Origin of the sequence: Metabacillus idriensis (assembly GCF_050483325.1) — a bacterium.
Lineage (GTDB): Bacteria > Bacillota > Bacilli > Bacillales > Bacillaceae > Bacillus_P > Bacillus_P idriensis_A.
The window spans coordinates 1-15,125 of record NZ_JBCMYF010000007.1 but is presented as its reverse complement, the minus strand read 5'-3'; the positions used below and the strand labels follow the sequence as shown (position 1 = coordinate 15,125).

At 39.7% G+C, this 15,125-nt stretch carries 13 protein-coding genes and 1 other annotated feature; of the genes, 11 read left to right on the top strand and 2 right to left on the bottom strand.

The genetic code is table 11. The annotated features are described in order from the left end of the window. Positions 1 to 24: 24 nt before the first annotated feature. From ABEQ24_RS04520 to ABEQ24_RS04500, 5 genes are all read left to right on the top strand, one after another. Positions 25 to 1,680 carry a peptide-binding protein gene (locus ABEQ24_RS04520; protein WP_430005663.1) on the top strand — a complete coding sequence of 552 codons (1,656 nt, stop codon included), beginning with the start codon at positions 25 to 27 and terminating at the stop codon, positions 1,678 to 1,680. Positions 1,681 to 1,838: 158 nt separating this feature from the next. Next, positions 1,839 to 2,789 (top strand): ABC transporter permease, encoded by a 951-nt coding sequence (locus tag ABEQ24_RS04515; protein ID WP_430005662.1) that lies wholly within the window; start codon positions 1,839 to 1,841, stop codon positions 2,787 to 2,789. 14 nt (positions 2,790 to 2,803) lie between these two features. Next, entirely contained in the window at positions 2,804 to 3,724 is a 921-nt protein-coding gene (opp4C, locus tag ABEQ24_RS04510; RefSeq protein WP_430005661.1) for an oligopeptide ABC transporter permease, read from the top strand. A gap of 303 nt (positions 3,725 to 4,027) precedes the next feature. Continuing rightward, positions 4,028 to 4,774, top strand: a complete 747-nt coding sequence (locus ABEQ24_RS04505) for a YjbA family protein (RefSeq protein ID WP_430005660.1) — start codon at positions 4,028 to 4,030, stop codon at positions 4,772 to 4,774. A 130-nt stretch (positions 4,775 to 4,904) separates the two neighbouring features. Further along, a complete protein-coding gene (locus ABEQ24_RS04500; RefSeq protein ID WP_430005659.1) occupies positions 4,905 to 5,393 on the top strand; it encodes an STAS domain-containing protein in 489 nt (162 codons plus the stop codon). A gap of 40 nt (positions 5,394 to 5,433) precedes the next feature. Here the strand turns inward: ABEQ24_RS04500 and trpS are convergent, their stop codons facing one another. After that, positions 5,434 to 6,423, bottom strand: a complete 990-nt coding sequence (gene trpS, locus ABEQ24_RS04495) for a tryptophan--tRNA ligase (RefSeq protein WP_430005658.1) — start codon at positions 6,421 to 6,423, stop codon at positions 5,434 to 5,436. Between the two features lie 53 nt (positions 6,424 to 6,476). Continuing rightward, positions 6,477 to 6,685: a binding site (T-box leader), on the bottom strand. A gap of 51 nt (positions 6,686 to 6,736) precedes the next feature. Continuing rightward, complete coding sequence (locus ABEQ24_RS04490) at positions 6,737 to 7,096, bottom strand: DUF3899 domain-containing protein (RefSeq protein WP_430005657.1); 360 nt, start codon at positions 7,094 to 7,096, stop codon at positions 6,737 to 6,739. A 416-nt stretch (positions 7,097 to 7,512) separates the two neighbouring features. On the opposite strand from ABEQ24_RS04490, the gene ABEQ24_RS04485 reads away from it, so the two are divergent. The 6 genes from ABEQ24_RS04485 (at position 7,513) to ABEQ24_RS04460 (ending at position 14,680) form a co-directional block, all read left to right on the top strand. Next, on the top strand, positions 7,513 to 9,210 hold the full coding sequence (locus tag ABEQ24_RS04485) for a peptide ABC transporter substrate-binding protein (RefSeq protein WP_430005656.1): 1,698 nt from the start codon (positions 7,513 to 7,515) through the stop codon (positions 9,208 to 9,210). A gap of 147 nt (positions 9,211 to 9,357) precedes the next feature. Continuing rightward, complete coding sequence (gene opp3b / locus ABEQ24_RS04480; protein ID WP_430005655.1) at positions 9,358 to 10,284, top strand: oligopeptide ABC transporter permease; 927 nt, start codon at positions 9,358 to 9,360, stop codon at positions 10,282 to 10,284. After that, positions 10,284 to 11,306, top strand: a complete 1,023-nt coding sequence (gene opp3C, locus ABEQ24_RS04475) for an oligopeptide ABC transporter permease (protein ID WP_430005654.1) — start codon at positions 10,284 to 10,286, stop codon at positions 11,304 to 11,306. Before opp3b ends, opp3C begins: the two co-directional genes overlap by 1 nt. Positions 11,307 to 11,326: 20 nt before the next feature. Then, the gene (locus ABEQ24_RS04470) at positions 11,327 to 12,370 is read left to right on the top strand and encodes an ABC transporter ATP-binding protein (RefSeq protein WP_070879184.1); all 1,044 of its coding nucleotides are present in this window, start codon (positions 11,327 to 11,329) and stop codon (positions 12,368 to 12,370) included. 3 nt (positions 12,371 to 12,373) lie between these two features. Continuing rightward, positions 12,374 to 13,312, top strand: coding sequence for an ABC transporter ATP-binding protein (locus tag ABEQ24_RS04465; RefSeq protein WP_430005653.1), 939 nt, complete (start codon positions 12,374 to 12,376; stop codon positions 13,310 to 13,312). Positions 13,313 to 13,567: 255 nt separating this feature from the next. After that, complete coding sequence (locus ABEQ24_RS04460; RefSeq protein ID WP_430005711.1) at positions 13,568 to 14,680, top strand: putative glycoside hydrolase; 1,113 nt, start codon at positions 13,568 to 13,570, stop codon at positions 14,678 to 14,680. Positions 14,681 to 15,125 lie beyond the last annotated feature (445 nt).

Genomic DNA, 15,125 nt, shown 5'->3' with positions numbered 1-15,125 from the left:
AAATTTTTAAGGGGGAAATATGAAGTGAAACAACGTAAAGGTTTATTAACATTACTTAGTTTATTGTTAGTTTTCTCTTTGTTCTTAGCTGCGTGTAACAGCGGCGCTGGCGAAAAAACACCTGCTTCAGGTTCTGGCGGGAAAGATGAAAAACCCGCTGAAGATGCAGGCGAACCGCAAATGGGCGGAGATTTAGTTGTTGGAACGATTGGCGGACCGACATTGTTTAACCCGATGTATTCAACAGATGCTTCAAGCTCAGATATCGAAGGTTTCATCTTTGACGGTCTTGTAAGCTCTGACACAGAGTTTAACCCGACTTTACACTTGGCAGAAGATATCCAAACGTCTGAAGACGGATTAACGTATACAGTAAAAATTAAAGAAGGCGTTAAATTCCACGATGGTGAAGAATTAAATGCTGATGACGTAGTATTTACATACGGCATCCCTAAGAGCCCTGACTATGTCGGTGAGCGCGGTTCTTCTTTTGAATCTTTAGAGTCTGTAACGAAAAAAGGCGACTATGAAGTAGAATTCAAGCTTTCTAAGAAAGATGCTTCTTTCTATCCTGTAGCTCTTAGCTACGGAATCCTTCCTGAGCACATCCTTGGCAAAGTTCCAGTTGGTGAGCTTGGCGAAAACGAATTCAACACAAAAACTCCAATCGGTTCTGGTCCTTTCAAATTCGTTGAGTGGAAAGATGGAGAGTATGTAAAAGTTGAGAAAAACCCTGATTATTTCTTGGGCGAGCCATACTTAGATTCAATCACTTACAAAATCGTTCCTGACCAGGATGCTTTATTAGCACAGCTTCAAGCTGGCGATGTTGATTTCACTGAAGTTCCAGGAACTGACATTGAAACAGTAAAAAGCACGTTCAGCGGCGTGAAAGTGGAGTCTGGCCTTGGTCTTTCTTACACGTACATCGGCTGGAACCAAAAGAACGAGCTGTTCAAAGACGTGAAAGTGCGTCAGGCTTTAACAATGGCACTTGACAGAGAATCAATGGTTTCTTCTGTAATGAACGGTGACGGAGAAGTTGCACACGTACCTGAAAGCCCGCTTTCTTTCGCTTACAGCGACGATGTAACAAAGTTCTCTTATGACGTTGAAAAAGCTAAATCTCTATTAAAAGAAGCTGGCTGGGAAGATACTGACGGCGACAAAATCTTAGACAAAGACGGCAAAAAATTCTCATTCTCTTTAAAAACGAACCAAGGAAACAAAATCCGTGAAGACATCGCTGTAGTTGTTCAGCAGCAATTAAAAGAAATCGGCATCGAAGTAAAGCCTGAGATCATTGAATTCTCTGCTTTCATCGAGCAAGTATCTGCACCAAACTGGGATTTTGATGCAATGATCTTAGGATGGAGCTTGTCCACATTCCCTGATCAATATGACATTTTCCATTCAAGCCAAATTGCTGAAGGCTTAAACATGATTGATTATAAAAACGAAGAAGCAGATAAGTTAATGGAAGAAGCAAAACAAATTCTTGACCAAGATGAGTATGCTGCAAAACACGCTGATATCTACAAAATTATTGCTGAAGATCAGCCATACACATTCTTGTACTACCCTAACGTTCACCGCGTAATGCCAGAGGGATTACAAGGCTATGAGTTCAACGCTAAGAGCGAATTCTACAACATCCACAAATGGTGGTTAAAACAGTAATCATTTATTGATTGCTGCAACACTTCTAGAAACTTACAGAGGGAAGGGAATACTCCCTTCCCTCATTTTTATGAATTTGAAAATTGAACGAGTCTGCCTGAGATTTCTGGACATGTTTTTATTTATAGAAAAATGAGAAGGAGAGGGGAGAACTAGCTGTGATTACTTATATCATCCGCCGTACGTTAATGGCTATTCCCTTATTATTAGGCATCACCATTATCTCTTTTGCGATCATACGATTAGCTCCAGGAGATCCTACAACTTTATTAATGGATCCATCAATAAGCCCTGCTGATAAAGCGAAGTTTATGGAGAAATACGGATTAAATGATCCTGTACATATCCAATATCTAAAATGGCTCGGAAGCATGGTTCAAGGGGATTTTGGAACATCATTAATCCGTAAAGGTGTACCTGTAAGTGAAATGATTATGAACCGTTTGCCAAACACACTTCTTTTAATGGTCGTATCTACAGTCCTTGCATTGCTTGTCGCCATTCCGTTTGGAATCATTTCAGCTGCAAGACCGTACACAAAAGTTGACTATACCGTTTCTGTCACTTCCTTTTTGGGTCTGGCCACACCGAACTTCTGGCTGGGATTAATCTTAATTATGGTATTTGCTGTTCAGCTTAATTGGTTCCCGACAGGAGGGACCTCCACTTTGAATGCCGAATTCAGCATATGGGACAGGATTCATCATCTCATGCTGCCTGCATTTGTTCTTGCCTCAGCCGATATGGCAGGTCTGACCAGGTATTCAAGGTCGAGTATGTTTGATGTTCTTAAACAGGATTACATGAGAACTGCACGAGCAAAAGGATTCCGTGAATCAAAAGTAATTATTAAACATGGTGTCCGCAACGGATTAATCCCAATCATTACGATTTTCGGATTAATGATTCCTTCATTTATTGGCGGAGCTGTTGTCGTTGAGAAAATTTTCTCATGGCCAGGCATCGGACTGCTGTTTATCGATTCAGCATTCCAGCGTGATTATCCTGTCATTATGGCTCTAACTGTTATCTCCGCTGTATTTGTAGTTATCGGCAACTTAATTGCAGATATTCTTTATGCAATTTTTGATCCGAGAATTGAGTATTAGGAAGGGGGAGCAAAATGGCACAAACAAACCTAACACCGGAAACTTCTAATCAACTGGCGATTCATGGGAATTTAAAAGCGAACCCTGATACGTTAACGAAAATATTTTTCAGGAAATTTTGTAAAAATAAATTGGCTATCGCAGGTGCTGTTTTTCTGATAATTATTATTTCAGCAGCAATCTTTGCTCCGCTGATCGCTCCATATTCATATGAAACACAGAATTTAATGAAGAAACTTGTTCCTCCAGGAGGCAGTGAACATCTTCTTGGAACGGACCGATTTGGCCGTGACTTGCTGACGCGTTTGTTGTACGGGGCTCAAGTGTCACTGTTGGTTGGATTTGCATCCGTGCTTGGTTCTATCACCATTGGTACGGTTATCGGAGCAATCGCAGGATATTTCGGCGGCATTATTGATGCAATTCTTATGAGATTTGTTGATATTGTCCTTTCCATTCCACAGATTTTCCTATTAATCACACTTGTAACAATCTTTAAGCCGGGTGTAGATAAATTGATCATTATTTTTGCGGTACTTGGATGGACGACAACTGCCCGTCTTGTACGCGGTGAGTTCTTGTCGCTGCGCACACGTGAGTTTGTTCTTGCATCCAAAACGATTGGTACAAAAAGCTTTAAGATTATCTTCTCGCATATTCTTCCTAATGCGATTGGACCGATCATTGTTTCTGCAACCCTTTCAGTAGGAGGAGTTATCCTTGCTGAATCAACGCTCAGCTACCTTGGTCTTGGCATTCAGCCTCCGACTGCGAGCTGGGGGAACATGCTGCAGGACGCACAAAACTTTACGATTCTTTTGACTTCACCATGGTATCCGATTTTACCGGGATCACTGATTCTTTTGACAGTGCTTGCCTTTAACTTCGTGGGAGACGGCCTCAGGGATGCACTGGATCCTAAAGTGAATGAATAACAACGCGTAGTCAAGAATTTATTCTTGGCTTTTTTTTTGAATAATGATAGCACGCGGATTTTCCCTTATAGAACTTCTATTAATACTAAATGAATTCAGGATTTTGCCGATAGAATGACATTTACATGGATAGAACGCAATTCTCGCTCATCGGTTGATCATTCCTGCTGATTAATCCTAAGATATACAGAGCATGTTCAAAAATTGTCGAAAGAAAACATCCATAATATGAACGAATTGGAATATATTTTCTTCTCTCTGCCTATACTGAAAGACAAAAGCATCGGAAGTGAGGGGTAATAAATGTTGTTTCTTCATGATGTATGGGTGAACTGGTTTGAAGGAGAAGAAAACGGGTACAATGTGTGTCATTTTCATGAATGGAGAAAAGATGACAGTGTTGAGCTTCTGGACCAGGTTCCTCTATTTAAAGTTAACTCGGTCTTATACCATTATATTGAGAATGATTTATCGGAGCTGCCGCAGGGACTTTTAAAAGATGCCTTCCAAAAAGCTTACATTCGCAAAAATCACGAGCGAATTCAGCTTGATTACTGTTTCGTCGTAACAGATGGACAGGGGATACTTGCAGTCGATACGATCGGCTACAGCATTCCGGTCCGAAAAAGCAGGTTAATTCCGCGCCAGGAACAGCTTGTTTATGAAATGATTAAAGATGTGGAAGCAGAAGAATATTTGTTTGAAGCAGAATCCATGGAAAAGGAATTTCATATCCTGTCGCCAAGTCCATCACATATGAGCGGTTTGACTAGAAAAGAACGGCAATTAAAGCAGCTGCTTTTCATGGCCCTTGATCAGCTTCAGTCAACAAAAAATGCTGCTGAGGTGAAATATTGGTACACAGAATGGAATCCGACGATGTATGAAATGATTCAGGACATGAACTTTGAAGATGTGTGGAGAAAGCTTTACGATGAAACGCTAAATGGCTGGAGTCCTAAACATATGACGCTATGCGAACATCTGATTAAAGGACAGCCATTCTTTGAGAAGCTATGGGAAATGGAACATGAATCAAAAGTAAACTAGGACAAGCTTAAAAAAAAGAAACCAATTCACAGAATATGGTTTCTTTTTTTATGGTGAAAAATCTGTATGAATTGAAAATGAATGGTAAAATAGAGCGGTATGCAATTATTAACGATTAGCGAGGGTTCATATGAGCAGCGAAAAAGAACAAATTGTTAAATTACAGACGGAAATTCTGGAACTTAAAAAGCAATTAGCAGAAAGTGCTGAGATTATTAAGGGAATTTCTGTTCCAATTATCCCGTCCATTATTCCTGATACCATTCTTGTTCCAATTACCGGAAAACTTTCGTCTGAAAGATTTGACTTTATAATTTCAAAAATATTAGAAGTTTCTCATTCAGATGAAGTTTCTACTGTTATTGTTGATTTTTCAGCAATCTCAGAAAAAGAAATATGGGAACTCGATCTGTTTGGATCTTATATTCATAATATGACATCAGCAATCAGGCTGATGGGCATTCAGATTCTATATGTGGGTTTTAGACCGGCTTTAACCCAGCTGCTGATCACTTCCGGACTGACAAACTTTAATGAAATTCAGTCATTTTTAACCTTCAGAACGGCTCTTCAATATTTAATGAGCCAAAAAGGAATGGAGTTTGAACAGCAAATATAAAAAAGAGCATCGAATGCGATGCTCTTTTTTTATATGATGATTATCTTCTTTTTCTGCCAAGACCCATGGCGTTTTCCATTTTTTTAATCATTTTGTTCGCTGCAGCATTTGCTCGTTCTGCACCGCGGTCTAAAATAAGATCCAATTCTTCTGACTCTAATAAAGCATGATACTTATCCTGAATTGGCTTAAGAACCTCAACTACGGAAGCCGCGGTATCGCTTTTAAAATCACCGTATCCTTTGCCTTCATATTTTTTCTCTAAATTTTCAATGGACTCACCTGAAAGGATGGAGTAGATAGAGAGCAGATTAGAGACACCTGGTTTGTTTTCTTTATCAAACTTTACGATTCCTTCTGAATCCGTTACTGCGCTCTTGATTTTCTTTTCAATCGTCTTCGGTTCGTCTAATAAAGTGATAAACGATTTTAAATTTGGATCTGATTTGCTCATTTTTTTCAAAGGATCTGCAAGTGACATGACTCTCGCACCGACTTTTGGAATGCTGACCTCAGGGATTGTAAAGATGTCGTTATACTTTTTGTTAAAACGCTCTGCCAGATCACGAGTAAGCTCCAAATGCTGTTTTTGATCTTCACCGACAGGAACGATGTCCGTTTTATATAGTAGAATGTCGGCAGCCATAAGTGGTGGATAGGTTAACAAACCCGCAGAAACAGCTTCTTTTCCTGTAGATTTATCCTTGAATTGCGTCATTCTTTCAAGTTCCCCGATATACGCGACACATTGAAGCATCCATCCTGCCTGAGCATGGGCCGGAACTTCAGACTGAACAAATAATGTTGCTTTTTCAGGATCGATGCCGATTGCCAGGTACAGGGCTGCAAGACTGCGGATATTTTTGCGCAGCTGAAGCCGATCCTGCGGGACAGTGATTGCGTGCTGATCAACGATGCAGAAGTAGCAATCGTAATCATGCTGAAGATCAACAAATTGTTTCATTGCCCCGATATAATTTCCAAGTGTAACGGATCCTGTGGGCTGTATGCCCGAAAAAATAGTTTTCATTTTATCACTCCTGTTTTGAATTACATACAAAAAAGCCCATTCGTATCCTGCTGAACAGGGACGAATGGACCGCGGTGCCACCCTAATTATTTCTAAAAGAAATCACTTAACGTCTTTTAACGCAAGACGAAACGGCTGATCCTACTAATGTTCGGCCAGCTGCTCAAAAGTCCATTCGATAGCTTTCATTGCCTGCATTCCAGCAGCAGCAGGCTCTCTAAAAATGAAGTCACTATGTACTACTCTTTATCATCGCTTCATAAATAAGTATTTTTTTACATTATAAAAGCTTATGAGCAGATAATCAACTGCTTTAGAGGTAATAGATCATTAACCCGGCAAGCATTGTGGCGGCAAGGAGCATGCCTGCTGATAAAAATGGCATGTATTCAATGCTGAGCAGTTCAGAAAACAGCCTCATTTCCTCTGCTTCTTCCTTTTCTAAATCTCTGCCTTTTGACTGAAAGGTTCTTCTGAAGCCTAGCGTAATTGCATCAAAAAATCCGCCTTCCGCTACAAGCAGGAACAGCGAAATGAAGAGCAGAATTCCAGATATGTAAAAAGAAATATTGATATAGTGAAGCAGCGTGATTTCACCATAGAATAGAAGGGAAAGCAAAAAGACTAGAACAAACGACACGGAAAAAGCGGATAAAAATAATTTTCGTTTCATAAAAACCCTCTTTTTTTAATTAATTATACTAAAATGAAAGACGTTTAAATAACAAATTTTTATTGAAATATACGAAAGATATTATAGCACGAATAGTAAAACTAGTCAGAATCTTTTCATTATGCCCGCAAAATAGTTTATTAACTATTGTTGTATATTGTATACATTTTATATTTTACACACTGTTTAAATTCTTTACAAAGACTAAGCATTTAGTATTTCATGTGTAAATTAACTGAAATATCAGGACAGAATACAGTGTAATTTATAGGTATAAGGAACTATTTTAAGTTGAAAATAGTCTTAATTTTATTGCATTTGTGTAAATTTTATTAAAAAAATGAATGTACAAAAATTCGAAAGCTTGTATAATAGTGTTTGTAAGAATTTTTTAAAAATAAAAGGGAGGGTTATTAATGAAAAAGTCAAAATTTTCATTGCTTTTAGTTCTTTCGCTTGTATTAAGCGTTTTCTTAACGGCTTGCTACGGCGGAGGCAATTCAGGTTCTTCTGACGGAGGAGACAAAGAGAAAGACTCTAAAGAAGAAACAAATGTGGCACAGGAGCTTAAAGTTTTAGAATCATCTGAGATTCCTTCAATGGACTCTGTATTAGCTACTGATACAATCAGCTTAACTCAATTAAACAATACGAATGAAGGTTTATACCGTATTGATGAAAACCAAGAGCCAGTGCCTGCTATGGCTGAAGGCGAGCCAGAAGCTAATGAAGACGGCACAGAATATACGATTAAATTAAAAGAAGATGCAAAATGGTCTAACGGTGAGCCTGTTACTGCAAACGACTTCGTTTTTGCTTGGCAGCGCGCTCTTAACCCTGATACAGGATCTGAATATGGTCCATACATGATGATGGGTAAAATCAAAAATGCTGAAGCACTTTTCAATGGTGAAGTGAAACCAGAAGAATTAGGTGTTAAAGCTCAAGATGAAAAGACTTTGGTTGTTACACTTGATAAACCAATTGCGTTCTTTAAATCATTAATGGCTTTCCCGACTTTCTATCCTCAAAACCAAAAGTTTGTTGAAGAACAAGCTGCAAACTTCGGTAAAAAATCAGAAAATTTAGTGTTCAACGGACCTTTCACGATCCAAGGATGGGAAGGACCAGCTGATACTGAGTGGACTTTAGAGAAAAATGCAGAATACTGGGATGCAAAAAATGTAAGCCTTGAGAAAATCACATTCAACGTTTCAAAAGATCCTCAAGCTGCAGCAAATGCATTTGAAGCTGGAGAAGCTGATGTTACTCCTAAACTTTCAACACCGGCTGTTATCGCTCAATATGAAAGCGACGACCGTTTATTAAGATGGTTAGAGCCTACAATTTTCTGGCTTAAATTAAACCAGAAGAACGAAGCTCTTGCTAACGTAAACATCCGTAAAGCAATCGCTATGGCATTTAATAAAGAAGATTTAACAAACGAGATCTTAAACAATGGATCTATTCCAGCTAACTATGCTGTACCGAAAGAATTCGTTACAAACCCAGATACTGGTGAAGACTTCCGCGAAGCTAATGGAGATCTGTTAACTTACAACGTAGAAGAAGCTAAAAAACTTTGGGCTAAAGGCTTAGAAGAAATCGGCCAAAAAGAAGTGAAATTAGTATACCTTGGCGGAGACACTGAGACGTCAAAAACAATCGATTCTTACATGAAAGATCAGCTTCAAAACAATCTTGAAGGTTTAACAATCGATGTACAAAGTGTTCCTTTCAGTGTTCGTTTAGACCGCGATAAAACAATGGATTATGACATCCAGGCTGCTGGCTGGGGTCCTGACTACCTAGATCCGATTTCTTTCTCTGATCTATGGATTACAGATGGCGGAAACAATAAAATGGCATACTCAAATGAAAAGTATGACAAATTATTAAAAGACGCTCAAACAACTTTAGCTAACGATCCTGCTAAACGTTTCGAAGCTCTTCAGCAAGCTGAGAAAGTTGTATTAGAAGAAGATGCTGGTATCGCACCAATTTACCAACGTGCATCTAACCTATTAATCAACAAAAAAGTTGAAGGATTCACATATCACCTTGTTGGTCCTGAATACAGCTACAAGTGGATTAAAATCACTGACGCTGAGTAATACTTATTTACGAATGCAAGTCGAATGATTATAATCAAAAAGAATAAAAAGAGAGTATATGCTATATACTCTCTTTTTACCTGCTAAAGAATTGTCGAATTATGTAGATGATTCTGAATTTTTCATATAGTTCTAGGAGGTGCACACATGGTTAAATATTTAGGCCAACGTATGATTTACATGCTTATCACATTAATATTAATTGCTTCATTTACATTTTTCCTAATGAAAGTGATCCCCGGTACTCCATTTAAAAACAACAAGCTGTCAGATGCACAGGTAGAGATCATGAAAGAAAAATACGGATTAGATGACCCTGTACCTGTTCAGTACTTTACTTATATGACAAACCTTGCAAAAGGTGATTTGGGAGTATCTTTCCAATTTAATAACACTCCGGTAACTGAGCTGCTTGCTGCACGTATAGCCCCATCTGCCATCCTCGGATTTCAGGCAATGTTTGTAGGAACGATATTAGGAATAATTCTTGGTATTCTCGGAGCACTGCGTCAGAATACATGGGTGGATTACGGTGCAACATTCTTTGCTGTAATCGGTAAATCTATTCCATCGTTTGTTTTTGCCGGATTAATGCAATATTACATCGGTGTAAAGCTCGGATGGCTTCCGGTTGCCTTCTGGCGCGGACCAGAATACAGCATTTTGCCTACAATAGCACTTGCTATGTTCCCAATCGCGATTGCTGCACGTTTTATGAGAACAGAAATGATTGATGTTTTAAATTCAGATTACATTACACTTGCAAAAGCCAAAGGTGCTAGCTATTTTGAAATCGCTTTTAAACATGCATTGCGAAATGCGTTAATTCCAGTTGTAACGGTTTTAGGACCGCTTGCTGTTGGACTTATGACCGGTTCCCTTGTTATCGAGAAAATTTTCTCCGTTCCTGGAATTGGTGAGCAGTTCGTTAAATCGATTACAGTAAATGACTACCCGGTCATCATGGGTACAACCCTTTTATTTGCTTTCCTATTTATTTTAATTATTCTTGTTGTCGATATTTTATACGGCATCATTGACCCACGAATTCGTTTAGCGGGAGGTAAAAAATAATGGCACAAAAAGAAATCAGCAAAGAATTATTCGAACCCGCTAAGGTTGATTCAGCAAAAAGTGAGGAAATCAATAAGCCGAGTCTGAATTATTGGCAGGATGCCTGGCTTCGGGTTAAGAAAAATAAGGCTGCCGTGTTCAGCATGGTTGTTATTATTCTGCTTGCACTATTAGCTTTTATCGGGCCTGCTGTCAGCGGATACGATTCAGCCCGCCAAAAAGCAACACACGCAAACTTGCCTCCGCGTATTCAAGGACTTGAAAACATCGAATGGCTTCCTTTTGATGGAACAAGAACTCTTAATAATGGAGAAGAAGTAAAGGTTTATGAGCAAAAACAAATTAAAGAATACTACTGGCTTGGAACAGATAATCTGGGCCGTGATCAGTTTACCCGCATCTGGAAAGGGACACAAATCTCGCTATACATCGCATTTTTAGCAGCATTCATCGACATGGTTATCGGTGTTGCTTACGGTGCTATTTCCGGATATTTCGGCGGACGTCTTGACAATGTCATGCAGCGTATCATTGAAGTGCTGATGGGGATACCAAACTTAGTTGTCGTTATCTTAATGATTCTGATATTAAAGCCTGGTATTATTTCAATTACAGTTGCGTTAACAATCACTGGCTGGGTTGGAATGGCAAGGGTTGTCCGCGCTCAAGTGCTTAAAATGAAGAATCAGGAATTTGTTTTGGCATCGAGAACACTTGGTGCAAGTCATGCGAAAATTATTTTTAAACATATGATTCCTAACTTAGTTGGGGTTATTATCATTAATACAATGTTTACCATCCCAAATGCTATTTTCTTCGAGGCGTTCTTAAGCTTCATCGGACTTGGACTACAGGATCCTCTTGCCTCTCTGGGAACATTAATTGATGAAGGGTTTAAATCAATGAGAGCATTCCCTTATCAAATGATTTATCCGGCGATCGTAATCAGTGTCATTATGATTGCATTTAACATGATTGCAGACGGACTGCGCGATGCGCTGGATCCTAAGATGAGAGACTAGAAAAAGGCAGGTGACCTAAGATGGAAAAAATATTAGAAGTAAAAGATTTGCATATTTCGTTCCACACGTTTGCAGGAGAAGTACAAGCTATCCGCGGTGTGGACTTTGACTTAAAAAAAGGGGAAACACTGGCAATTGTAGGAGAATCTGGTTCCGGTAAATCTGTTACAACAAAATCCATCATGAGATTATTGCCTGAGAGCAACTCTGAAATCAAACAAGGTGAAATTCTCTTTAATGGAAAGAACTTGGCGGAACTGTCTGATAAACAAATGCAGAAAATCCGCGGTAAAGATATCTCGATGATTTTTCAGGATCCGATGACTTCTTTAAATCCGACAATGATTGTCGGCAAGCAAATTATGGAGCCGATCGTAAAGCACCAGAATATGAGCAAAGCACAGGCGAAAGAAAGAGCGATTGACCTTTTGCGTCTTGTTGGAATTCCAAAACCTGAGCTGCGCTTCAAACAATATCCCCACCAGTTCTCAGGCGGTATGAGACAAAGGGTTGTTATTGCCATCGCGCTCGCTTGCAATCCGAAAGTGTTAATCGCGGACGAGCCTACTACCGCTCTTGATGTTACGATTCAAGCACAGATTCTTGAACTGATGAAGGATCTGCAAAAGAAAATTGATACGTCAATCATTTTCATTACACATGATCTTGGAGTAGTAGCAAATGTTGCTGATCGTGTGGCGGTTATGTACGGAGGAAAAATCATTGAGATTGGAACGGTAGATGAAATTTTCTACAATCCGCAGCATCCGTATACCTGGGGCCTTATCAGTTCGATGCCTAGCCTTGATTCGCAAGATCAGGAGCTGTATGCAATACCTGGAACGCCTCCGAATCTGCTGCATCCTCCAAAAGGCGATGCTTTTGCACCGCGTAACGAATATGCCATGCAAATTGATTTAGAACAGCAGCCGCCGATGTTTAAAGTTTCGGATACACATTATGCTGCTACATGGCTGCTTCATCCTGATGCACCAAAAGTTGAACCGCCTGCAGCGGTTAAGCTTCGTCAGCGCAAGTTCCCTGAAATGAAGGAGGGAAAGTAAGAGATGGAAAGAGAAAAACTACTTGAGGTCAAAAATTTAAAGCAGCATTTTAATGTAGGAAAAGCAAATGAAGTAAAAGCAGTTGATAATATTTCATTTGATATCTATAAAGGTGAAACTCTTGGACTTGTTGGTGAGTCAGGCTGCGGGAAGTCTACAACCGGCCGTTCAATTATCCGTTTATACGACGCTACAGACGGTGAAGTGAAATTTAATGGCGTGAATGTTCACGGCAAGAAATCAAAAAGCGAGTTGAAAAGCTTTAACCGCAAGATGCAGATGATTTTCCAGGATCCATATGCTTCCTTAAACCCGCGTATGAAAGTATCTGACGTTATTGCCGAAGGAATTGATATTCATGGTTTGGCAAAATCAGATAAAGAGCGGATGGAAAGAGTGTATGAACTCCTTGAAACAGTAGGTCTGAACCGTGAGCATGCAAACCGTTTTCCGCATGAATTCAGCGGCGGACAGCGCCAGCGTATCGGAATCGCGCGTGCACTTGCAGTAGATCCTGACTTCATTATTGCAGATGAGCCAATCTCTGCACTTGATGTGTCGATTCAGGCACAGGTAGTAAACTTAATGAAGAAACTGCAAAAAGAAAAAGGTCTTACGTATCTATTTATTGCCCATGACCTTTCAATGGTAAAATACATCAGCGACCGCATCGGTGTTATGTTTTTCGGCAAGCTGGTTGAACTTGCAGATGCAGAAGAATTGTACAACAATCCAATTCACCCATATACACAAGCTTTGCTTTCTGCTATTCCTCTTCCAGATCCTGATTATGAGCGCACTCGTATCAGAAAGAAATACGACCCTGCTCAGCATCAGTATACAGAAGGAGATGAGCCGCAGTTCCGTGAAGTAAAACCAGGCCATTTCGTAATGTGTTCAGAAGCTGAATACAAGCAGTACAAAACTTTATATGCGAAGTAATTCAAAGTGATCTCATTGACTGAGATCACTTTTTTATGTGTAAAAAGAATGAGAAATGAAAGCAGAAAGCTGTAGAAAATTGTCAAAATAAGTCCCAATACATGTATGAACATCCTGATTTTTCATTTATAATGAGGGGAAATCAGCAAATGGAGGGTGTTAAACGTGGCTTTTTTTCAAAAGATTGTACCTGCATTCCTGATAGCAGGGTCTATTGCAGCAGCTGGAGGCAATCAGGTTCAGGCAGACACAGGATTGGTTGCTGCTGCACACGATAGCAAAGAACTTGTATATCAAAAGAAAGAATTGCCGGAGTCGATGCCCCGTTTCGTATTTGATTCAGGATTGAAGTTTGAATATCCAGATGCCATCAGAGGAATCTATGTAACAGGTCATTCTGCCGGAGGAAGCAAATTTGAACAGCTGACAAAGCTGATGGATACAACGGATTTAAACGCAATGGTCATTGATGTGAAAGATGATCACGGGAATTTGACGTATCGCCCTGACCCCGAGTCGCCTTATTACGATATTAGTAAACAATACATAAAAGATCCGCGGGCCATGCTGAAAGAGCTTGAGAAAAAGAAAATCTATCCGATTGCGAGAGTTGTTGTTTTTAAAGATACAGTTCTTGCAAATAAAAAACCGGAATGGTCATATAAAGACGGAAACAGTGTCTGGAAGAACGGGCGCGGAGAATCATTTGTAAACCCATTTGTAAAAGACGTTTGGGATTACAACGTTAAGATTGCGATTGAAGCAGCAAAGCTCGGTTTTCAGGAAATTCAATTTGATTACGTCCGTTTCCCTGAAGGATTTGAAAATAAGGATGCCACGCTAAAATACAGCCACGGCGATTATACAGATACAAATCAAGATAATATTCAAAAACGCGTAACAGCTGTAACGGATTTTGTTGAATACGCAAGAGAAGAATTGAAGCCTTATGGTGTTAAAACGTCCGTTGATATCTTTGGATATACTGCAACATTGCCTGAAGCACCAGGAATCGGCCAAAACTTCACGAAAATCTCAGACCATGTTGATGTCATCTCATCCATGATTTACCCAAGTCACTGGACGGCCTATTTTGGAATTGAGAAGCCAGACTTAAAACCTTACGAACTCATTACTGAATATGCCAAACTGGAAAATAAAAAACTTGATGAGCTGAAAACAAGACCTGTTTCACGGCCATGGCTTCAAGACTTCACAGCCTCATGGCTCGGGAGCGGGAATTACAAAAAGTACGGAAAAGAAGATGTGGAAGCACAAATCAAGGCATTGAATGATCAGGGGATAGAAGAGTACCTTCTTTGGAATGCCGGAAATAACTATACAAAAGGCGTAGATTACACGCCTTGATTTAAGAAGCTCGCTCCTGTAAGTGAGTGGTTCTGGAAGAGGCAGGGACAAAAGGTTATCAGCCAAAGAAATATCCGAACTATTATGTGAAATTCCAACTTGAATTTCGTTTTAGTTCGGATTTTTTTCTTTGGCTCTTTTCATAAATATTACTGCTTCCAGACTAAATGGTAGAAACTTTAGTGGATTGCAGCGGAGGGAACTTGACTCCTGCGGGAAATAGAGCAAATTGGGAGACCCCACAGGCGAAACGCCGAGGAGGCTCCCATGCTCCCCGCGGAATGCAAGTTCCCCTCGCTGCAAGGAACGACATTAGTTATCACGAAAACAACAATTTATGCGGAAATAACCTTTCTATTAAAGGTTTTCGCGCGATTCAATGTTCGGCTTTCATTCAGGAGATGAAAGTTACGTCACAGCCTCTTTTCTTACGATTAGTCAAGTG

What these genes read in the sequence shown, in the direction of transcription:
- opp4C (WP_430005661.1), top strand. Translation starts at nt 2,804, where the DNA reads ATGGCACAAACAAACCTAACACCGGAAACTTCTAATCAACTGGCGATT.
- ABEQ24_RS04505 (WP_430005660.1), top strand. Translation starts at nt 4,028, where the DNA reads ATGTTGTTTCTTCATGATGTATGGGTGAACTGGTTTGAAGGAGAAGAA.
- ABEQ24_RS04500 (WP_430005659.1), top strand. Translation starts at nt 4,905, where the DNA reads ATGAGCAGCGAAAAAGAACAAATTGTTAAATTACAGACGGAAATTCTG.
- trpS (WP_430005658.1), bottom strand. Translation starts at nt 6,423, where the DNA reads ATGAAAACTATTTTTTCGGGCATACAGCCCACAGGATCCGTTACACTT.
- ABEQ24_RS04490 (WP_430005657.1), bottom strand. Translation starts at nt 7,096, where the DNA reads ATGAAACGAAAATTATTTTTATCCGCTTTTTCCGTGTCGTTTGTTCTA.
- ABEQ24_RS04485 (WP_430005656.1), top strand. Translation starts at nt 7,513, where the DNA reads ATGAAAAAGTCAAAATTTTCATTGCTTTTAGTTCTTTCGCTTGTATTA.
- opp3b (WP_430005655.1), top strand. Translation starts at nt 9,358, where the DNA reads ATGGTTAAATATTTAGGCCAACGTATGATTTACATGCTTATCACATTA.
- opp3C (WP_430005654.1), top strand. Translation starts at nt 10,284, where the DNA reads ATGGCACAAAAAGAAATCAGCAAAGAATTATTCGAACCCGCTAAGGTT.
- ABEQ24_RS04470 (WP_070879184.1), top strand. Translation starts at nt 11,327, where the DNA reads ATGGAAAAAATATTAGAAGTAAAAGATTTGCATATTTCGTTCCACACG.
- ABEQ24_RS04465 (WP_430005653.1), top strand. Translation starts at nt 12,374, where the DNA reads ATGGAAAGAGAAAAACTACTTGAGGTCAAAAATTTAAAGCAGCATTTT.